Annotated in this window: 20 protein-coding genes; 14 read left to right on the forward strand and 6 right to left on the reverse strand. The window is 54.6% G+C overall.

The window, feature by feature from the left end; all coding sequences use genetic code 11:
- Nucleotides 1-76: 76 nt before the first annotated feature.
- The 8 genes from ABO_RS05340 (at nucleotide 77) to nqrM (ending at nucleotide 7,488) form a co-directional block, all read left to right on the forward strand.
- Nucleotides 77-1,423: a Na(+)-translocating NADH-quinone reductase subunit A gene (locus ABO_RS05340; protein ID WP_011588316.1), complete on the forward strand. Its 1,347-nt coding sequence runs from the start codon at nucleotides 77-79 to the stop codon at nucleotides 1,421-1,423.
- Nucleotides 1,424-1,425: 2 nt separating this feature from the next.
- On the forward strand, nucleotides 1,426-2,685 hold the full coding sequence (locus ABO_RS05345) for an NADH:ubiquinone reductase (Na(+)-transporting) subunit B (RefSeq protein ID WP_011588317.1): 1,260 nt from the start codon (nucleotides 1,426-1,428) through the stop codon (nucleotides 2,683-2,685).
- Nucleotides 2,685-3,506, forward strand: coding sequence for a Na(+)-translocating NADH-quinone reductase subunit C (locus ABO_RS05350; RefSeq protein WP_011588318.1), 822 nt, complete (start codon nucleotides 2,685-2,687; stop codon nucleotides 3,504-3,506). Before ABO_RS05345 ends, ABO_RS05350 begins: the two co-directional genes overlap by 1 nt.
- The gene (locus tag ABO_RS05355) at nucleotides 3,506-4,171 is read left to right on the forward strand and encodes an NADH:ubiquinone reductase (Na(+)-transporting) subunit D (protein WP_011588319.1); all 666 of its coding nucleotides are present in this window, start codon (nucleotides 3,506-3,508) and stop codon (nucleotides 4,169-4,171) included. The genes ABO_RS05350 and ABO_RS05355 overlap by 1 nt, the downstream gene beginning before the upstream one ends.
- 12 nt (nucleotides 4,172-4,183) lie before the next feature.
- Nucleotides 4,184-4,804 (forward strand): NADH:ubiquinone reductase (Na(+)-transporting) subunit E, encoded by a 621-nt coding sequence (gene nqrE / locus ABO_RS05360; RefSeq protein ID WP_011588320.1) that lies wholly within the window; start codon nucleotides 4,184-4,186, stop codon nucleotides 4,802-4,804.
- A 15-nt stretch (nucleotides 4,805-4,819) separates the two neighbouring features.
- A complete protein-coding gene (nqrF, locus tag ABO_RS05365) occupies nucleotides 4,820-6,049 on the forward strand; it encodes an NADH:ubiquinone reductase (Na(+)-transporting) subunit F (RefSeq protein WP_011588321.1) in 1,230 nt (409 codons plus the stop codon).
- A 187-nt stretch (nucleotides 6,050-6,236) separates the two neighbouring features.
- Nucleotides 6,237-7,250 (forward strand): FAD:protein FMN transferase, encoded by a 1,014-nt coding sequence (locus tag ABO_RS05370; protein ID WP_011588322.1) that lies wholly within the window; start codon nucleotides 6,237-6,239, stop codon nucleotides 7,248-7,250.
- A 1-nt stretch (nucleotide 7,251) separates the two neighbouring features.
- The gene (gene nqrM, locus ABO_RS05375) at nucleotides 7,252-7,488 is read left to right on the forward strand and encodes a (Na+)-NQR maturation NqrM (protein ID WP_011588323.1); all 237 of its coding nucleotides are present in this window, start codon (nucleotides 7,252-7,254) and stop codon (nucleotides 7,486-7,488) included.
- Between the two features lie 103 nt (nucleotides 7,489-7,591).
- Here nqrM and ABO_RS05380 read toward each other — a convergent pair whose 3' ends face one another.
- Nucleotides 7,592-8,731, reverse strand: a complete 1,140-nt coding sequence (locus ABO_RS05380; RefSeq protein ID WP_041704921.1) for a GNAT family N-acetyltransferase/peptidase C39 family protein — start codon at nucleotides 8,729-8,731, stop codon at nucleotides 7,592-7,594.
- Between the two features lie 130 nt (nucleotides 8,732-8,861).
- On the opposite strand from ABO_RS05380, the gene ABO_RS05385 reads away from it, so the two are divergent.
- Nucleotides 8,862-10,031, forward strand: coding sequence for a patatin-like phospholipase family protein (locus ABO_RS05385; RefSeq protein ID WP_011588325.1), 1,170 nt, complete (start codon nucleotides 8,862-8,864; stop codon nucleotides 10,029-10,031).
- Here ABO_RS05385 and ABO_RS05390 read toward each other — a convergent pair.
- Nucleotides 9,995-10,798 (reverse strand): glycerophosphodiester phosphodiesterase, encoded by an 804-nt coding sequence (locus tag ABO_RS05390; RefSeq protein WP_046961826.1) that lies wholly within the window; start codon nucleotides 10,796-10,798, stop codon nucleotides 9,995-9,997. The genes ABO_RS05385 and ABO_RS05390 overlap by 37 nt on opposite strands.
- Nucleotides 10,799-10,918: 120 nt before the next feature.
- Between ABO_RS05390 and ABO_RS05395 the strand changes: the two genes are divergently transcribed.
- From ABO_RS05395 to ABO_RS05405, 3 genes are all read left to right on the forward strand, one after another.
- Nucleotides 10,919-12,073, forward strand: a complete 1,155-nt coding sequence (locus ABO_RS05395) for a sulfotransferase (protein WP_011588327.1) — start codon at nucleotides 10,919-10,921, stop codon at nucleotides 12,071-12,073.
- Nucleotides 12,074-12,259: 186 nt separating this feature from the next.
- Entirely contained in the window at nucleotides 12,260-13,438 is a 1,179-nt protein-coding gene (locus ABO_RS05400) for a glycosyltransferase (protein WP_011588328.1), read from the forward strand.
- Nucleotides 13,428-14,168 carry a polysaccharide deacetylase family protein gene (locus tag ABO_RS05405; RefSeq protein WP_046961827.1) on the forward strand — a complete coding sequence of 247 codons (741 nt, stop codon included), beginning with the start codon at nucleotides 13,428-13,430 and terminating at the stop codon, nucleotides 14,166-14,168. Before ABO_RS05400 ends, ABO_RS05405 begins: the two co-directional genes overlap by 11 nt.
- Nucleotides 14,169-14,229: 61 nt before the next feature.
- On the opposite strand, the gene ABO_RS05410 is transcribed toward ABO_RS05405, so the two are convergent.
- From ABO_RS05410 to ABO_RS14110, 3 genes are read right to left on the reverse strand one after another with little or no spacing between them, the layout of a single operon-like run.
- Nucleotides 14,230-15,123 (reverse strand): carbon-nitrogen hydrolase, encoded by an 894-nt coding sequence (locus tag ABO_RS05410; RefSeq protein ID WP_011588330.1) that lies wholly within the window; start codon nucleotides 15,121-15,123, stop codon nucleotides 14,230-14,232.
- A 32-nt stretch (nucleotides 15,124-15,155) separates the two neighbouring features.
- A complete protein-coding gene (locus ABO_RS05415) occupies nucleotides 15,156-16,169 on the reverse strand; it encodes an agmatine deiminase family protein (protein WP_011588331.1) in 1,014 nt (337 codons plus the stop codon).
- 41 nt (nucleotides 16,170-16,210) lie between these two features.
- Nucleotides 16,211-16,999 (reverse strand): hypothetical protein, encoded by a 789-nt coding sequence (locus ABO_RS14110; RefSeq protein WP_011588332.1) that lies wholly within the window; start codon nucleotides 16,997-16,999, stop codon nucleotides 16,211-16,213.
- Between the two features lie 168 nt (nucleotides 17,000-17,167).
- On the opposite strand from ABO_RS14110, the gene ABO_RS05425 reads away from it, so the two are divergent.
- Both ABO_RS05425 and lolD read left to right on the forward strand, forming a co-directional pair.
- Nucleotides 17,168-18,403 (forward strand): lipoprotein-releasing ABC transporter permease subunit, encoded by a 1,236-nt coding sequence (locus tag ABO_RS05425; protein ID WP_035458449.1) that lies wholly within the window; start codon nucleotides 17,168-17,170, stop codon nucleotides 18,401-18,403.
- Nucleotides 18,396-19,082, forward strand: a complete 687-nt coding sequence (gene lolD, locus ABO_RS05430) for a lipoprotein-releasing ABC transporter ATP-binding protein LolD (RefSeq protein ID WP_035458447.1) — start codon at nucleotides 18,396-18,398, stop codon at nucleotides 19,080-19,082. The genes ABO_RS05425 and lolD overlap by 8 nt, the downstream gene beginning before the upstream one ends.
- Here the strand turns inward: lolD and ABO_RS05435 are convergent.
- Nucleotides 19,065-19,655 (reverse strand): DUF2062 domain-containing protein, encoded by a 591-nt coding sequence (locus ABO_RS05435; RefSeq protein WP_011588335.1) that lies wholly within the window; start codon nucleotides 19,653-19,655, stop codon nucleotides 19,065-19,067. The two genes, lolD and ABO_RS05435, sit on opposite strands and share 18 nt — an antisense overlap.
- Between the last annotated feature and the right edge of the window lie 180 nt (nucleotides 19,656-19,835).

Consider the following 19,835-nt stretch of genomic DNA (forward strand, 5'->3'; position numbering starts at 1 on the left):
CCTGTAAAACCTGGTTTACCCGGGCCCTCAGGTAGCGTGCCTCGACTTCAGCAACATGCAACGTGGGCGAGAAACTATGATTAAAATCAGGAAGGGCCTTGATCTGCCCATCGCTGGTGCACCGCGCCAGGCGATTGAGGAAGGTCACCAGGTTCGTTCTGTTGCCGTGCTCGGCGGTGACTATGTGGGCATGAAACCCACTATGGAAGTCCGCGAGGGAGACGTGGTCAAAAAAGGCCAGCTGATCTTCACGGATAAGAAAACCGAGGGTGTGAAATATACATCTCCTGCTGCCGGTAAAGTGATTGCCATTAACCGTGGCCACAAACGAGTGCTTCAATCTGTGGTGATTGAAGTGGCAGACCAGGAAGACGAAGTCACCTTCGCCTCTTACAGTGCTGACCAACTGAGATCTCTGGATCGCGATGCGGTGCAGCAGCAGTTGGTGGACTCCGGTGAGTGGACGCTGCTGCGCACTCGCCCATTCGGCAAGGTGCCGGCACCGGGTAGTACACCCAATTCTGTTTTCGTCTCTATCCTTGACACCAACCCTCTGGCACTAGATCCGGCTGTGGTGATCAAGGAAAATGAGCAGGCTTTTCGCCATGGTTTGACTGTACTGAGCCGTCTGACCGACGGCCCGGTATGGGTGTGTCGCGGTCCTAATACTGATCTGCCCAGCTTTGCGGGCGGGCAGGTTCGTGAAGAAGCGTTTTCTGGTAAGCATCCGGCAGGCAATGTGGGTACCCACATTCACTATCTAGACCCTGTTGGCCTGAACAAGACAGTTTGGTCGGTGGGTTATCAGGATGTGATTGCTATCGGCAAGCTGTTCACCGAAGGCAAGATTAGTTCCGCCCGTGTGGTTGCCTTGACAGGCCCGCAGGCGAAAACTCCACGGGCCTTACGTACTCGTGTGGGCGCCAGCGTGGACGATTTTGCCCAGGGTGAACTAAAAGAGGGCGATAACCGCCTGATCTCCGGCTCTGTGCTGAACGGTCACAACGCCCGAGGTCCTGTGGCTTGGTTAAGCCGGACAACAAACCAGCTAACGGCTTTGCGTGAAGGCCATGAACGGGAGCTGTTGGGTTACATTTCGCCCGGCGCCAACCGTTTCTCGCTGATGAATATCTATCTGTCCAAGCTGATGCCGGGCAAACGCTTCAATTTTACCACTACTACCAATGGCTCCGAACGTGCCATGGTGCCAGTGGGGGCCTATGAAGAAGTGATGCCGCTGGATATTTTGCCGACGCAGTTGCTGCGTGCATTGATTGTTGGTGATACCGACAGCGCCACGGCCCTTGGTGCCTTGGAGTTGCTGGAAGAAGACCTTTCTCTGTGTACCTTCGTGTGCCCAGGCAAATACGAATACGGTCCGATTCTGCGCGACAACCTGACCACGATTGAGGCGGAGGGCTGAGCATGGGTATGAGAAAGTTTCTAGATGACAAAGTGTCCCCTCATTTTCATGAGGGTGGTAAGTTCGAGAAGTATTACACCTTCTACGAAATGTTCGACACCATGCTCTACACCCCGGATTCGGTAACCCGTTCCGCGGCTCACGTGCGTGATGGTCTTGATCTGAAACGGATCATGATGACGGTGTGGTTCTGCACTTTTCCGGCGATCCTGTTTGGTCTGTGGAACACCGGTTACCAAGCTAATTTGCAGATCGCAGAGTTAGGTGCTAGTCCGCTCGCCGGCTGGCGTAGTGATTTGGTGGCAGCGCTGACCGGGTTCGATCCGGCCAGTATTTGGGCCAATGTTCTGCATGGTGCGGTTTACTACATCCCGATTCTGCTCACCGTGTACATCGGGGGTTTTATCTGGGAAGGACTGTTCGCGTGGAAGCGCGGCCATGAGGTTAACGAAGGCTTCTTCGTTACGGGTATTCTGTTTACCTTGATCCTGCCACCTTCCATTCCTTTGTGGCAGGTGTTCCTGGGTATTTCCTTCGGTGTAGTCATCGGTAAGGAAGTGTTCGGGGGAACGGGCAAGAACTTCCTTAACCCGGCGTTGGTTGGCCGTGCGTTCCTTTACTTTGCCTACCCGGCGCAGATGTCCGGTGATGCAGTGTGGACCGCCGTGGATAACTTCTCCGGTGCCACGTCCTTGTCTCTGGCTGCCTCGGGTAGCTTGAACTACGCGGTAGGCCTTACTGGCAACGCATTGACTGAAGGTGCGGCGGCCGCTACCGCTAGCCTGAGTTGGATGAACACTTTCCTTGGTAACATCCAGGGCAGTATTGGTGAGACTTCCACGCTGGCTATTCTTATCGGTGGCGCAGCTTTGTTGATGACCAAGATTGCTTCTTGGCGCATTGTTTTGGGTGTGTTCTTGGGCATGCTTGGTATGTCTTCCCTGTTCAATGTGATCGGTTCTGAGACCAATGCCATGTTCGGCATGCCATGGTACTGGCACCTGAGTGTGGGTGGCTTCGCCTTCGGTATGATCTTCATGGCAACCGACCCGGTGTCGGCCTCCATGACCAACACGGGCAAATACATCTTTGGTGCCCTGATTGGTGTGATGACCGTCCTGATTCGGGTGATCAACCCGGCTTTCCCAGAAGGCATCATGTTGGCGATCCTGTTCGGCAACTTGTGTGCACCGCTGATTGATTACTTTGTGACCCAGGCGAATATTCGTCGCCGCCTGCGTCGGACAGGGGGAGAAGTCTAATGGCTGGAAACAACGAAAGCGTTGGTAAAACGCTGCTGGTCGCCTTCCTGGTATGCGTGGTTTGTGGTGTGGTTGTGGCCACAGCAGCGGTGAGCTTGCGTCCGGTTCAGGCTGAGAATCAGCTTCTCGATAAACGGATGAATATTCTTCAAGCCGCTGGGTTGTACCAAGAAGGTACCGACGTAGAAGAGGTTTTCAAGACTATTGAGCGTAAGTTTGTTGATATCGATACCGGCAAATATGTTGAGATGCCAGAGTCTTACGATCAACGTAAAGCGGCTAAGGATCCCGAGCAATCTATTCGCCTGACTGGCGATGAAGACCTTGCGGACATCAAGAGCCAGGCAAAAGTGGCCGAAGTGTACCTGGCCAAAGACGATAGCGGCGCGCTAAGCCGTATCATCTTGCCCGTTCATGGCTACGGCCTTTGGTCTACTCTGTACGGTTTCCTGGCGCTTGAGCCGGATGCCAATACAGTGGCCGGGCTCGGTTTCTACGAGCACGGCGAAACTCCAGGGCTGGGGGGTGAAGTGGATAACCCTAAGTGGAAGGCTCTTTGGGAAGGCAAGAAGTTATACGGTGACCAGGGGGAAGTGGAAATCCAGGTGATTAAAGGCACAGTGGATGGCAGCACCCCGAATGCGGAATACAAAGTTGATGGCCTGGCCGGCGCAACCCTGACCAGCAAGGGTGTAAGTAACTTGCTGCGTTTTTGGGTAGGCGAAAACGGTTTTGGTCCTTACCTTGAGCGTATGCAAGAGGGTGAAACGGCGGTGGCTGATGGTGCCGCGACACCTGAGCAACCGGAAGGAGAGGCGTAATGGCGGAGAAAACCAAGGACATCTTGTTAGGTCCGATTTTCGACAATAACCCCATCGCTCTGCAGATCCTGGGTATCTGTTCCGCGTTGGCGGTGACCAGTAACCTGAGCACCACGGTGACGATGTGTATCGCATTGACTGCGGTAACAGCGTTCTCGAACTTCTTTGTAAGCTCGATTCGCAACAGCATTCCTTCCAGCATTCGAATCATCGTACAGATGACCATCATTGCATCGCTGGTAATTGTGGTTGATCAGTTTCTGAAAGCCTATGCCTACAGTATTTCCAAGCAACTGTCGGTGTTCGTGGGGCTCATTATTACCAACTGTATCGTGATGGGGCGCGCGGAAGCCTTTGCTATGAAGAATCCGCCGATCCCGTCTTTCCTCGATGGCGTAGGGAACGGTCTAGGTTATTCGGCAATTCTGTTGGGGCTGGGTTTTACCCGCGAATTACTGGGTGCGGGTAGTTTGTTTGGTCACCAGATTCTGCCCAAGGTATCCGAAGGCGGCTGGTACATGACCAATGGCATGATGCTGTTACCACCCAGCGCGTTCTTCCTTATTGGTCTGTTTATTTGGGCTATTCGTGCCTGGAAGCCGGAGCAAGTGGAAGAAGATACCTTCAAAATGAAGCCCAACACCCGTGTCAGCGACGCGTTTTAACGGAGACGAGGAATGTTTGAACATTATCTGAGCCTGTTCGTCCGCGCCGTCTTTGTTGAGAACATGGCGTTGGCCTTCTTTCTGGGCATGTGTACCTTTATCGCGATTTCCAAAAAGATCCAGACTGCCATCGGCCTGGGGATTGCGGTGGTTGTGGTTCTGGCGATTACTGTTCCGGTGAATAACCTGATTCTTCATAATCTGCTTGAAGAAGGTGCTTTGTCTTGGACTGGCAGCGAACAGCTCGCAAGTCTGGATCTGCGTTTTCTCGGGCTTCTCAGCTATATTGGCGTGATTGCAGCGATCGTACAGATTCTGGAGATGACTCTGGATAAATACGTGCCGAGCTTGTACAACGCGCTGGGTATCTTCCTGCCGCTAATTACAGTGAACTGCGCCATCATGGGGGCTTCTCTATTCATGGTGGAACGCGATTACACCTTCGGTGAGTCTGTTGTGTATGGCGTGGGTGCCGGCGTGGGTTGGGCTCTTGCCATCACTCTGTTGGCCGGTATTCGTGAAAAGCTGAAGTACAGTGACGTACCCGATGGCCTAAAAGGTCTAGGCATCACCTTCATTACTGTTGGTTTGATGTCACTGGGCTTTATGTCTTTTTCCGGTGTGCAGCTGTAAGCGAGGGGTTGAATCATGAGTTTTGAGATTATTCTCGGTGTTGTCATGTTCACCGCCATCGTGCTCGCGTTGGTGGCAATCATTCTGGTTGCCCGCTCGCGGCTGGTCAGCACGGGTAATGTGAGCATTGTCATTAACGATGATCCAGATAAATCCATTGAAGCTCCAGCTGGCGGTAAGCTGTTGGGGACATTGGCAGATCAGGGTATTTTTCTATCTTCTGCCTGTGGCGGTGGTGGTACTTGCGCGCAGTGTCGGTGTCAGGTGCTGGATGGTGGTGGCGATATTCTTCCCACTGAAGAAGGTCATTTCACCAAAGGTCAGATTCGCGATGGCTGGCGCTTAAGTTGTCAGGTCAACGTGAAGCAAGACATGGAAATCCAGGTGCCAGAAGAATTCTTCGGCGTTAAGAAGTGGGAGTGTGAGGTTGTTTCCAATAACAATGTTGCCACTTTCATCAAAGAGCTGACGCTGAAGTTGCCTGAAGGCGAAAATGTGGATTTCCGTGCCGGGGGTTATGTACAGCTGGAAGCGCCGCCTTTCGATGTGAAGTTTTCTGACTTCGATATCGATGAGGAATACCGGGGTGACTGGGAACGGTTCAACTTTTTCGATTTGAACACCAAAAATAACGAAGAAGTGATCCGTGCTTATTCCATGGCCAACTACCCGGAAGAGAAGGGCATCCTTAAATTCAATATCCGTATTGCGACGCCGCCTCCTGGCTCCAAGGATATTCAACCCGGCATTATGAGCTCATACGTGTTCAGCCTGAAGCCGGGTGACAAGATCACTGTATTTGGTCCATTCGGCGAGTTCTTCGCTAAGAAAACCGACGCAGAAATGGTGTTCATCGGCGGTGGTGCGGGTATGGCCCCCATGCGTAGCCATATCTTCGATCAGCTCAAGCGATTGCACTCCAAGCGCAAAATGAGCTTCTGGTATGGTGCCCGCAGTGTTCGCGAATGTTTCTACAATGAGGAATATGACAAGCTGGCTGAAGAGAATGACAACTTCGACTGGTACCTAGCTCTGTCAGATCCGCAACCTGAAGACAATTGGGATGGCCTCACCGGCTTTATCCACAACGTGCTGTACGAGCAGTATCTTAAGGGCCATCCGGCCCCTGAGGACTGCGAGTACTACATGTGTGGTCCGCCGATGATGAATGCGTCTGTCATCAAAATGTTGGAAGATTTGGGCGTCGAGCCGGAAAATATTCTGTTGGATGACTTTGGCGGATGATTCCAAACGCCGGCCTTCGGGCCGGCGTTTTGTTAGCTACAAGCTACAGTGGAAGCTATGTTTAGGTTTTATCGTTTGTGATCGCGCCTTGCCGTTGATCGCGAGCGAAGCTTTACAGAACATGGGCTCCTTTTCTGTGTTCCAGCTTGATCCTTGTTCCTTTGCTTTATACCTTCGGACCTAAGCAATGCTCCGCATCCTCTCTGTACTGGCTTTCTCTCTGCTTCTGCTTTTTGGTGGCTGTGATGACAGCAAGAATCGCCTTTCTGTGCTCAGTGGCCCGACTATGGGTACCACTTGGAGTGTGAAATATACAGGGACACCGAGTGATGGCGGAGTACAAGCATTAAAGGCGGATATTGTAGCGGCGTTGGAGCAAGTAAATGCGCAGATGAGCACTTACCGTCCTGACTCCAATATTAGCCGTTTTAATCATGCTGAGCCCGGTGCCCTGATGGTGTTGCCATCTGATCTGGTGAAGGTTTTGCATGCCGCTTTTTTGCTTTCGGAGCAGACTGATGGGGCCTACGACGTGACTGTGGGTCCATTGGTTAATTTGTGGGGCTTTGGGCCTGATCCGGAGCGCTTTGAGCCTCCGAAACACTCTGAAGTGGAGGCCGCGCTAACACGAGTTGGTTGGCAAAAGCTTATGCTCAGCGAGCAGCAGTTACTTCAGCCTGGCGGCGTGTATGTGGATCTGTCCTCTATTGCGAAGGGGTATGCGGTGGATAAGGTGGCGGATTTACTGGACCGTTATGGCTTGAGCAACTATTTAGTAGAAGTGGGGGGTGAATTGCGGGGCAAAGGCAGCAAGCCCTATAAGCAGCCTTGGCGAGTTGCCGTTGAGCGGCCGATTGCTGGCGTTCGTGAGGTTGAGCAGGTGGTAGACTTGAAGGACATGGCGGTGGCTACCAGTGGTGATTACCGTAACTTCTTCGAGTCGCAAGGACGATTATTCTCCCATACGATTGATCCACGTACGGGCTATCCGGTGCAGCACAAGCTTGCTTCGGTGTCTGTTTTGCACAAAAGTGCAATGATTGCGGATGGGCTGGCCACGGCAATGACGGTGCTGGGGCCGGATGAAGGAATGGCTTTTGCCAAAGACCATGAACTGGCCGTATTTTTTATTGTCAGAACTGAGAAGGGAGTGAAAGAGTTATCGACTCCTGCGTTTGATGCAATTGTGGAGGGTAAGTGACATGTTCATGACTATTGTGGCGGCAGTAATTTTTATTGGCCTGCTTTTCGCCGGCATGGCTGTGGGCGTGATTCTCTCCAACAAGCCGGTAAAGGGATCCTGTGGTGGCCTGGCGGCGCTGGGCATGAAGCAGGACTGTGAAATTTGCGGCGGTAATGATGACGAATGCGAAGAGAACGCTCGCAAGGTTAACAGCGAAAAAGCGGCGGCACTGGGTAAGAACGTGATGAAGATCTAATTCCAAGCCCGCCCACAAAAGAACCCGCTCCATGCGGGTTTTTTTATGTCTGACTATCTGCCGTAGGCGCGCCGCGAGCGCGGCGATTACGGCAAGGTATTCTTCAGAGGCGGTTCAATACCACTGCCGTACGCAACTTTGCCTGACCGTACTGCCGCATTTGTTCAAATTTATAGCGTGTAATGGGGACATGTTGGCAATCCATGGGCACCTGGTCTTCACCGGGATCCGGGTCGTGGATGTAGAAGCATTCCTCATCGCTGCCACTAATAGCGACCCAGTGCGGCGCCTTGCGCCGGTCTAGTCGCCAAGTACTGATGAGCACTAGCACGATACTGCCGACACTAATGGCATTATCTAGATCGGTGGCGCTGAAATCGTCGTAGCAGACCGGGACCCTGTGCCGCGAACACTCACTGACAAAGTGGTCGTGTAAGGTGGTAATCACGGATTTTTTGTCGCGGTCACGCACCGAATCCAGAAATAACGGGCCGGCCTGGTTACACCATACACGGGCGCTGAGCCCACGCTGTCGAGCGGCCAGTGCGAGGCCGAGCGGATGACAGCCACCATGGCCTGCGGTCATGTAGATGGTGGTGGCTTCACGCCATAGCAATAGCTCTTCGGTGACCGTGGGCGCCTGTTTTTTCAGGGCAGCTAAGGCCATCAGTAAGCAGGCGGGCCCGCAAGTGAAAGGCGTGGTTTGCTGAACCCAAGGTAACTGCAAACGCCCTGTTTGAGTCGAGGCAGCGTGCGCTTGGCCTGATAGGTCGGGTAAGTCAGCTAAATAGTGCAACCGCTTTTGGTAACGCAGGGCGTCTTCGTGGTCCTCGTAATAGTCTACCGTCTGGGCAAACAGGCGGTAGCCTAAGCGTTCGTACAGGGCGATGGCCACGGTGTTGTCTTTGCGGACTTCCAGACGAAGAAACAGGCGGTGTTGCTGATGTGCATAGCCTTCGGCGGCACCCAGTAACTGTTCTCCGAGTTTTTTGCCGCGCTGCTGCGGATCCACTGCTATGGAGTAAAGGCGGGCAAGACGCGTGCCGGGTTGCAGCAACACTAGCACATAGCCAACCAATTGCTGATGTTCGTTCTGGGCAACGATAAGGCCAGCGTGCTGCCGCTTGAGCCATTGACGAAAACTGCGTCGAGTAAGGCGGTCGGAGGAAAAGCAGCGCTGCTCCAGTGCCGTGAGGGCATCTAGATCGTCGGGAAGAGCGGGGCGAAGGGAGAAAACGCACATAATCCTGTGTCCTTGAAGGTGTTCAGAATAAGGTAGCGGGTATTGCCTTGCCAGCATTATTGATGCGGCGAGTAGTGGTGGCGTGGCGGTTAGCGCGGCATACTGAAAACAACAAACAGGGAGGGTATCAATGCACAAACAGGATCCGGTCAGAGGATTGATATTGTCGGGCGGCGGTGCACGTGGCGCTTACCAGGTAGGCGTCCTAGCGGCGATAGCGGAAATGATTCCCCGTGGCGCGCCGAACCCCTTTCCGATTATCTGTGGCACCTCGGCGGGGGCGATCAATGCAACGGCTTTAGCGGCGAATGCGGGTAACTATCGGGCGGCGGTCCGAGGCTTGGAGAGAGTCTGGTCCAATATTACCGCCGAACAGGTGTATCGCACGGACCTCTATGCCTGCATCCGTGGCGTGTTGCGTTGGTTTTTTTCTGGTGTGGCGACGGGCAAAACTCCGGAGCGAAGTTCGTTGCTTGATAATACGCCGTTACAACGCTTGCTATCGCTAGTGATTAATTTTCGCCGTATTCAGGAGAGCTTGGATCAGGGGCATTTGCGGGCACTGGCCATTACTGCTTCGGCCTATGCAAGCGGTGAATCAGTGAGCTTTTATCAGGGCACCGATGAGCTTGCCGAATGGGCTCGCGCTCGCCGTAAGGGTAAGCGTTCGCAAATTGGGGTAGAGCATTTGTTGGGATCGGCGGCCATTCCTATCCTGTTTCCTGCGACTAAGGTGGACAAGGCTTATTATGGTGATGGAGCGCTGCGTCAGCTTGCTCCATTAAGCCCCGCGCTGCATTTGGGCGCTACGCGGCTACTGGTAATTGGTGTGTCTGGTAATGTGAGTGCAGGGCATCTACGTCAGCTAAGCGGGTACCCTTCAATGGCCCAGGTGCTGGGGCACGTGCTTAATAGTGTGTTTGTCGACACGCTGGAAGGGGATGTTGAGCGGCTTGAGCGCATTAATCACACACTGTCGGCCCTGGGAGAGCGGGCGCGCAGGAAAAAAGATATCAAGCTGCGAGAAGTGGATGTACTAAAGATTTATCCCTCTCGGCCCATTGATGAAATCGCGGCGGAGCATATTCGGGAATTACCTCGATCCTTGCGGTTTTTTCTGCGCAGTTCCGGAGCGACTCGCTCTCCTGGTGCCAGTGCTATGAGCTATTTGTTATTTGAGCCTGGGTTCACCAATGCATTGATTGAAATGGGGCGCAAAGATGCGACGGCCCGTAAAGATGAGATCATGGCGTTCCTAAATGATCAGCCACTAATGGAGACGGCTTCCGAGGCCCCGTAACGCTGTTTGCGGCGGAAGTGGCTGACAAAGCTGGTGGGGAAGTCGGTGATGATGCTGTTTACCTTTAGTTTTGCCAGCCGCTCGGCTTCTGTCAGGTCGTTCACCGTCCACACAGAGACCTTTAATCCGCGACGTTTGGCGCGGCGCATCAGTGCAGGGCCAACGAGAGAGTAATGTGCAATGAGCCAGCTACAACCCAACCCTTGTGCTCTTCGGGTCGGTTGCAGGTAGCGGTGCTGACACACATAGCCGCGTTCAATATCCGGGGCCATGGTGCCGATCATGCGCAGAAACCCAGTGTGACTTGAGGTGATCACCACTCGTGTTTGCAGTTGTTGGTCGTGGATCATATGCGTCAGATGATGGGCTAGCTGGTGCAGAACAATCCGGTTTGCCCCTTTAACTTCGAACTGGAAGCGTATAGCTGGGCCACATAGGTCGATCACTTCTTGAAGTGAGGGAATCCCGGTGGGGCTGTGCCAGCCTGGTGTATTTCGGCGAGCATCCATGACGCCGAGCTGGGCACTGGTGTACTGACGAACATTGCCGCGAAGCCCGGTGGTTCGGATTACGTCGCTATCGTGCAATACGATCAACTGGCCATCGGAGGATAGCCGTACATCCAATTCCATTTCTGTTACGCCCGCCTCTAAAGCGACCTGGAAGCTGGCGAGGGTATTCTCAGGCGCTTCGCCGCGGGCGCCACGGTGGCCCACCAAGGCTGGGTAGATTGAAGAGGCAGTTAGGTCGGTCATTGGCAGTGTCATAGTGCTATTCTTTGCGAGAAAGATGACAGCGCTGTGACCGAGACACAAGAGATACTGCTGTCATTTTTATGTCTTGGAGCTGTTTTATTGTTTCAACGTTTCTCGCCGCCGAGCTTCACCATGTTAAAGCTGTTGAAACGTTATAGCCGATTATTCCTGGTCAGTTGGGCTCCACGTTATCAAGGGCAATGGCACGGCTTCTCGTTGCAACGACTGCTGGTGATGCTGGTTTTTTGGCCATCTTTTTTGCTGGTGCAGGCGATTAATGGTATCGGGCTGGGGTTGGATTACCTGCTATTTCCGGGGTTTCGCCGGGTGTCGGTGCGCGAGCCATTATTTGTGATTGGCGTGCCGCGAAGCGGTACCACTTTCCTGCATCGTCTGCTGGCCATGGATTCGCGTTTCACGACGACCGCCCTATGGGAGCTACTGTTCGCCCCCTCGATTACCCAGCGCTATTTCTGGACGGGTATGGCGCGCTTGGATAAGTGGCTAGGCCGGCCGGGGGCTAGACTAGTCTGTTGGTTGGAACGGCGTCTGTTGAGTGGGTTGGATGGTGTGCACAAGACAGGGTTGCTCGATCCGGAAGAGGATTATCTGGGGTTGATCCCCGTATGGGGCTGCTTTCTGCTGGTCCTTGTGGTTCCCGTTCCTTCCCTGTGGCAACTGACGTTTCTGGACCGCGATGGCAGTGCGGATGAGAAACAGCGATTGATGCAATCCTACCGCCGCTTTGTGCAGCGTCACCTTTACTTTCACGGACAGGGGAAAACCCTGTTATCGAAGAATCCCTCGTTTACCCCGTGGATGGAAACCTTGGCAGAGGCCTTTCCGGATGCCCGTTTTATTGGCTGCCTACGTAGCCCCACGGCGGCGGTGCCATCGCAGGTGAATTCGATCCTGATCGGTGCGCGCCTGTTTGATGGCCGCGACACTACCGCTTACTGGCGGGAAGGGTTTCTAGCAATGCTGGAATACTACTATCTGCATTTGATAGAAGTGGCCGAACAAATGCCGCAACAGCGCCGGGCGTTATCGGTGATGGAGACCCTGGTGCGCGCTCCCAGCGATACCGTGCTGGGTTTTTACCGTCGTTTTGGCTGGCAAGCAGACGCGCATTTCTGTGAGCAGCTGCAGGAGCAAGACCGCAAAGCCAAACAGTACCGTAGTGGCCACCACTACTCACTGGACGCCTTGGGCGTCAGTGATGACGAATTGCTGCAGAGGTTTGGTTGGGTTTATGAGCGCTTTGGTTTTATCAAACCCGATGGTTAACGCCGCCTCTATGGAAAGTGATCTCCACACCGCAAAGGGGTAGGCGTGTTAGCGTCGCCTGACGCCCGCACAGGTTGTATGTAGTGTGCAGCCTGTTGGTTTTTTGTCATACCTTGTCGTACTTTCCGCGTTGTGGGTGGCCTTGCTGTCACATTCTCGACATGAGCAGTCCGGATACTGCCGTGCATGGATACCAAAGAGCTACGCATACTGTTTGTGGTGGATGCAATCAAAGGGCGGAATGGCGTCGGTGCTTACTTCCAAGACCTGGTGTCGCATCTAAAAAATCAAGTGGCGCAAGTGGAGTTGGTGCAGCCTTGCATGCACAATCCCCATCCTTGCCAAGGGGCGTCTGTTCCGATTCCGGGTGATCCCACTCAGCGTCTGTTTTTTCCCAAGGTGCGAGAACTCAGTGCCTTGGTCTGGGAAATGAAACCCGATGTGATCGTCATTCCGGGCCCCGGTATTTTCTCCATGATCGGGTACTGGATTGCCAAGAAATGGGGGATCCCGGTGTGCGTAACTTTCCAGACAGATTACAACCGTCTGGTGGAGCTGTATTGGGGTAAGCGGTTGGCGCGTCTGGCTGGGGGCTTTCTCAATTGGGTGAATCGGACGCTGTTTCAGGGCAGCGAAACCGCCGCCACTATTTGCGAATCGATGATCGCCCAGGCCCGTGCAGCGGGAGCGCGTAATCCTCAATTGGTCGGCACGCCGTTGGCCCAAGAGTTCGTGAATACGCCAGTGGTCGAGTTAGATAATACGGTTCAGCGGGTTTGTTATGTGGGCCGGCTGGCGGCGGAAAAAAATATTGAATCCTTTCTCGTACTGGCATCCCAGCGTCCGGATCTGCAATTTGAAATCGCTGGAGACGGCCCCCTGCGTAACAAGGTAGAAAACGCCTGCCGTGAACAGAATAATCTGCATTTCCATGGTTGGTGCACCCGTGAACAAGTGGTCAGTATGCTGGATCGCTGCCAAGTACTGGTGCTACCTTCATCGGTGGAAGCCTTTGGCACGGTCGCGCTGGAAGCCATGGCACGTGAGCGGCTGGTGATTACTACGCCGGCTTGCGGCATCAACGAATGGCCGGCATTGGTTAGTGGCTTGTGGGTGATGAAGGTGGGGGAGAGCCTGTTCGATACTGTTGAGCGATTGCAGTCGCTAAGCCCGGTGACTCGTGCATTCAAAGCCCGTCAGGCACGCCAGGCGGCACTAGCCATGAACGACGATGCGATTATCCAGTGGACGGCGGTACTGGCCCACTGTGCTTCGTTGGCACCAGCTTCGAGCTGGGCGTTGCCTTCCCCTACCTTGGCATTACTGCGCCGTTTGAGTAGCAGTTATCTACGTAATGCGCTCTGACTCATTAGCTGCGCTGGTCTCGATTCATGACGTGATGCCCGAGACGCGGACGCAGGTAACGGCCATGCTGGCGCGGTTACGCTTGCCTTGTGAAGCGGTAACCTTGTTAGTGGTGCCGGGTAAAGATTGGCAGGAGGGTGATCTTGATTGGTTGCGAAGCCTGCAGAACGCGGGGCATCCACTAGCCGGGCATGGCTGGTCCCATCGTTGTCAGCCCCCCGTGACGCTTTATCACCGCTTGCACAGTGCGCTGTTGTCACGGGATGTGGCGGAGCATCTGTCGTTTTCCGGCGATGGCATTCAGCGGTTAGTGTGGGATTGTTATCGCTGGTTTATCCGTAACGGGCTGAGCCCCTCACCCCTCTATGTGCCACCGGCTTGGGCGTTGGGTGCGCTCTCTCCGGCGCAGCTTTCCCGGTTGCCATTTCGGTATGTGGAAACCCTTTTCGGTCTCCATGATGCTCAAGAGCAAACGTTTACCCGGCTACCTTTAGTGGGCTTTGAGGCCGATACTGCTTTTCGGGCCTGGGTGTTGGGCTTTTCTAATGCGGTGAATATTAGCCGGGCTCGGCGCGTGGGGGTGCCGGTGCGTATCGGGTTACACCCGCACGATTTTGAGTTGCGCCTAGGCAACAGAATTTCACCGTTACTGAAATCCTTATCGCAGGCATTACCGTATCCGCAGTTAGGAATGGAGCCCGGATTTATAGAGGATAGATCGGCACGTTAGGTACGTTACCCGGTCACGGTTTCGCCCACGCTGGCGTGAGAATGGCCGTTTGCGGTTAACGTCAGTCTCGAAAACGCTTGCCCAGGTCATCATAAGCATCCACACGCCGGTCACGCAGATAAGGCCAGATGCGGCGGACGGATTCGCTGCGCTGCAAGTCTACATCGGCGAGCAGTACCTGCTCGTTATTGCTGTTGGCTTGGGCGAGGAATTCGCCCTGTGGCCCACAGATAAAGCTATTTCCCCAGAACTGAATGCCACTCTCGTCCGCCGGACTTTGTTCAAAACCACAGCGGTTGGCCACCAATACGGGTAGGCCGTTGGCGATGCCATGGGCCCGCTGAATCGTGATCCAAGCGTCTAGCTGGCGTTGTTGCTCGTCTTGTTCATCCGTGCGATCCCAACCGATGGCGGTGGGGTAGAGCAGCAGGTCGGCACCGGCCAGGGCCATCAGGCGAGCCGCTTCTGGATACCATTGATCCCAACATACCAGCAATCCTAGTTTGCCCACGCTGGTGTCGATGGGGGTGAAACCGCTGCGGCCGTCGTTGCAGTTGGCATCGCCGGGGGTAAAGTAGAATTTTTCGTAGAAGCCCGGGTCATCAGGGATGTGCATTTTGCGGTAGATGCCAGCCAAGCTGCCATCTTTTTCCAGAACGACTGCAGTGTTGTGATACAGGCCGGTGGCGCGCTTTTCGAACAGGCTGCCGACAATAACAATGCCAAGCTCTTTGGCCAGTTCGCCAAGGGTCTCTGTGCTGGGGCCGGGAATGGTTTCTGCCAGATCAAACACGCTGGTGTCTTCGGTTTGGCAGAAATACAGGCTGCGGTGCAGCTCCTGCAATAGCACCAGTTCCGCGCCCTGAGCGGCGGCATCGCGGACCAGTGACAGGGAGTGGTCCAGGTTGGCTTGCAGGTCGGCAGTGTTGGTCTGTTGAATAGCGGCAACACGCATGGGCGTTTTCCTCTGTGCGGTGGTGGCGTGCGTCATGCTGACAGGGCGCCTTGCGGTAACTGCATGGTGACACAGTGCAGGCTGCCGTGCTGTTCGATCAATACCCGGCAGTTGATGGCTTCCACGCACCGTGAGCCAGCAACGGATTGTAGAGCACTGAGAGCTTGTTGATCCGTATCGCAGCCATAGACTGGCAGCAAGATTTTTTCGTTGGTGATAAGGAAGTTGGCATAGGTGGCCGGCAGCCTTTCACCTTCACGGCAATATTGGGCAGAGGGCAGTGCCAGCGGAACCAGGGTTAAATCATGTTGATCCGCTAGCCGTTGCAGCTCCAGCTCCATGGCAGCGAGGGTCGGGTAGTGGCTGTCAGTGGGGTCCTGACATTGCACATAGGCCAGCGTTTTCTCGTCCACAAAACGGGCCAGGGTATCCACGTGGGCGTCGGTATCGTCACCGTCCAGTTCGCCATGATCCAGCCACCAGATATCGCTGACGCCCAGCTGCTCTTTCAACTGTGCCGTGAGTTCCGCTTCTGAAAGATCCGGGTTGCGATTGGGGTTACGCAGGCAGTGGCGGGTGGTCAGTAGGTTGCCCTTGCCGTCGGTATCGAGGGCGCCGCCTTCGAGCACTAGAGCGTGGCTTCGTAGGGGGAGTTGCCAGGGCAATTGTGCGTTGAGTGCATTGTCCTTGTCGGCGGCGAACTTGCCGCCCCAGCCCGTAAAGGTGTAATCCAGCAGCAGGGTTTTGCCGTCTTCATGGATGGCGATGGGGCCAAAATCCCGGGCCCAGGTATCGTTGTAATCTGCGATCACCAATTGTAGGCGTTGCGGGTCGATGCCCCGGGCCGCGACTTGCGCGTGAATATGCGCATGGGTTTGCGCGTTACGACACACCATCAATACATGCTCGTGGTCGAGCAGAGCAGCGAGGATATTCAGGTAGCAGGTTTCGGCATCGGCCAAGTGATCGGCCCAATCGGTTTGGGCGTCGGGCCAGGCGAGTAACACCCCCCATTGGGGGTGCCATTCAGGAAGAAGTTGGCGCATAGCGAAGAGGGTCCGCAGGATTGACTATGCGCGCGAGTGTGCTACTGGCGTGCGCCCCAGTCAATATAGAAACCACCGCCATCGGCGGCGTCATTGACGTCCTGAGCGGCTTGCTTTGTTGCTTCCTGTTGGGCCTGAGCCCGGGCCGCCCCCACGTTTTTGCTGGCTTCGTCTACAGTGTTCTGGGCCTTGCCCTGAGTGTCTTCAACGGCCTGGTCGGCCGACTCTCTGGCTTGATTAGCGGACTGTCGTGCCTCTTGTTTCATGCTATCGGCTTGCTTTTTTGCCGCCTGCTTTGGTGTGTCTTCACCGGCGATGATGATGCGACCGGTTACCGGGTCGAAGCGAAACTCGCCTTCAGTGTTTGGAGTCGTCGGTGTTTCGGGGTTAGGGCCGGTTTGAGCCGGACTTTCTGCTGGCTTGGTGGCTTCTGGTGTGGAGGGAGCTGTAGGAGCTTCTGGCGCTGCGGGGGGAGTCGTAGTGGGTTCGAACGCATTGTCGGCCGGTGTGCTGGGTTGTGTGGCCGCTTTTTCTTGAATAGAGGGCAGGGCATCGACTTGTTGGCCAGAAACTGGGTCTGTTGCCGTATTCGCCGGGCGATTAACCACGGTGTGCAGAGTGGTATTGTTTTCGAAGTAAACAGTAAATCCGTCGTAATCCCAGCGGGTGATGGCCGGGCTGCCCACTGGCCCTTTACTTTGGTTGGGGGCACTAAATTGAGCTCGAACCTGAGATTGGGACATGCCACGCTGGGGAACATCGGCTGCCAGTGAGACAGTGGATATGACCAGCGCTGCTGAAGCCAGCATCGGTATTATTCTTATCTTCATTTCTTCCCCCAGAAATATTTTATTTTCTTTCAGTATTAGAAAGTTAGGTAGGCTTATTCAACCATTTTGCTAGCTGGTGAACGCTGACACCGATCACAAAGCGGCGTGCCGAGGCGTTTGTGCCAGTGGGCGTAGTATTTGCCTCGGGTTTCGGGTTAAATGCGCTGCATGTTTCGACCTCTATCTTTCTATGTGGGGCTGCGCTATACCGGCGCCCGTGCCCGCAACAGTTTTATTTCGGTGATTACACTGATTTCGGCACTAGGCCTGATGTTGGGCGTAGCGGTGCTGATAACGGTGCTTTCAGTCATGAATGGCTTTGATCGTGAGTTGCAGACCCGCATTTTGGGCATGGTGACGCATCTGTCCGTGCATGGCCGCGAGCCAGTACAGGATTGGCAGGCGTTGGCCAACCGGTTGGATCACCACGACCAGATTGAAGCGGTCGCGCCGTTTGTGCAGCTTGAAGGCATGCTAACTCACCGTGGCAATGTGGCCGGAGCGTTAATTAACGGGATTGACCCGGAGGCCGAGCGAAAGGTGTCCATCGTTGGTGACTTTATGCACCAAGGCGAGCTGGATAGCTTAGAGTCAGGTGAATTCGATGTGGTACTGGGCTATGGCTTGGCACGGCGGTTGGATGCGCAGTTGGGGGACAAGATAACCCTGGTGCTGCCGGAGGCCACCATTTCACCCGCAGGGGTGATGCCCCGATTTAAGCGCTTTACCGTTACCGGTATTTTCCGGGTGCGGGCGGAAGTGGATTCCCTGTATGCCTATGTGAATGTGGCGGATGCGGCCAAGCTGGCCCGTCAGGCGGGCACGGTGCAGGGCGTGCGGTTGAAACTGAATGATCTGTTCAGTGCATCGAATCTGGGTTGGACGCTACAGCAGGAACTGGGGCCGAATTATTACACTAGTGACTGGACGAGAAGCCACGGTAACCTTTTCCAAGCCATCAAGATGGAAAAAACCATGATGACGCTATTGCTTAGTTTTATTGTGGCGGTGGCGGCCTTCAACATCATATCCAGCCAGGTCATGTTGGTAACCGAGAAACGCGGCAATATTGCGGTATTGCGTACGTTGGGAGCCTCACCGGGCACCATCATGCGTATTTTCATGGTGCAAGGTACCTTGATTGGTGTGGCCGGGACGTTGTTAGGTACGGTGCTGGGTGTGTTGCTGGCCACCAATGTGAGCAATATTGCCGAGTGGGTGGAAAAAACCTTTAACACTCGTTTATTTGATGCCTATTTTGTGAATTATCTGCCGTCCGAGCTGCAGTGGTCTGATGTGGGCACTATTGTAAGTATCGCATTGTTTATCAGCTTTTCGGCCACCCTTTATCCTTCCTGGCGTGCCAGCCGGGTGCAACCGGCAGAGGCGTTGCGCTATGAATAATTCAACGCCTGTTCTGCAAGCAAAGAAGCTGGTCAAGGCTTATGAAGAGGGTGACAACGAGCTGGAAGTATTGCGCGGTGTGGAGTTGACCGTAAATAAAGGCGACATCCTGGCGATTATTGGTGCCTCCGGTTCTGGCAAATCCACCTTGTTGAATCTATTGGGTGGGCTTGATCATGCGACCCGAGGTTCTGTGGCCATTGCGGGTACCTCAGTGGCGTCGTTGAACGACCGGGAAACCGGTCGACTACGTAACCGCTACTTGGGATTCGTCTACCAGTTTCACCATCTTCTGCCTGAGTTTACCGCGCTGGAAAATGTGGCTATGCCATTATTGATCCGTGGAGACAAGCCGTCGGATTGTCAGGCTCGTTCCGCCGAGATTCTTGAGCGGGTGGGGCTGGGCCCCCGTCTCAAACACAAGCCTTCGGCGTTAAGCGGTGGTGAGCGTCAGCGGGTGGCCATTGCTCGTGCACTGGTGACAGAGCCTGCGCTGGTAATGGCAGATGAGCCCACTGGTAACCTGGATGAGCGAACGGCAGCGCAGGTGCAAGCCCTGATGATCGAATTAAATGAAAAACTGGGCACGGCGTTCATGATCGTGACCCACGACAGGGAGTTTGCCGCCCGCTGCCCGCAACAATACGAGCTACACGATGGGTTACTGCGGCGGCTCTGAACCGCCGCGAGGCTCGTTGGTTTCGTTTTTTTTCTCTTCTTTGGCTTCTAATCGCGCGTCACGGCGCTGAGCCCGTGCGCGCCGGTGCGCGCGTAGATTCCAACTTCGAATTACAGCTAGCCGCCAGCTGACTTTTACTGCCATGTACGCTAATCCGCCAAACCCGAATGCGCATAGCATTGAACCTACCCATAATGGGATGAGCTGTTCCACAAACCAGGCGACGGTGATGCCTTCACCGCTGTGGGGCGGCATTCCCAGCAGCCAGGCGCCAATGCGGTAGGTGAAATAGAAAATCGGCACATAAGTCACTGGATTGGAAATCCATACCAGCATAATCGAAAGCGGCAGGTTGCAGTGGAAGCGCACCGCCAACAGGGCGGCCAACCCCATTTGCAGGGGGATAGGTAACAGACCGGAGAAGATACCGATAAAGGCTGCGCCGGCCAGTGAACGACGGTTAATGTGCCAAAGGTTTGGGTCCGATAGCACTTCCCCGAGAAAACTCAACGACTTGGTTTGTCGAATACGTTCGGGTGTTGGCAGGTATTTGCGGAATATCCGTTTTGGCATTAACTCGCATCTACTGGCTGAATCGGGAGCACATGTGTAGCCCCGGTGCTTTCATGACAGCGGTATCTGGCTGCCGATGAAGGCACTCTACCAGTTTGGTGCTATGCCCGGTACGTTCGAGCCTGACATCGCCGGGAAAAAGTGGGATTAAGAAGGTATGGGTGATCTCTTCTTGTTCCC

It is taken from the genome of Alcanivorax borkumensis SK2, from assembly GCF_000009365.1.
Classification (GTDB): domain Bacteria; phylum Pseudomonadota; class Gammaproteobacteria; order Pseudomonadales; family Alcanivoracaceae; genus Alcanivorax; species Alcanivorax borkumensis.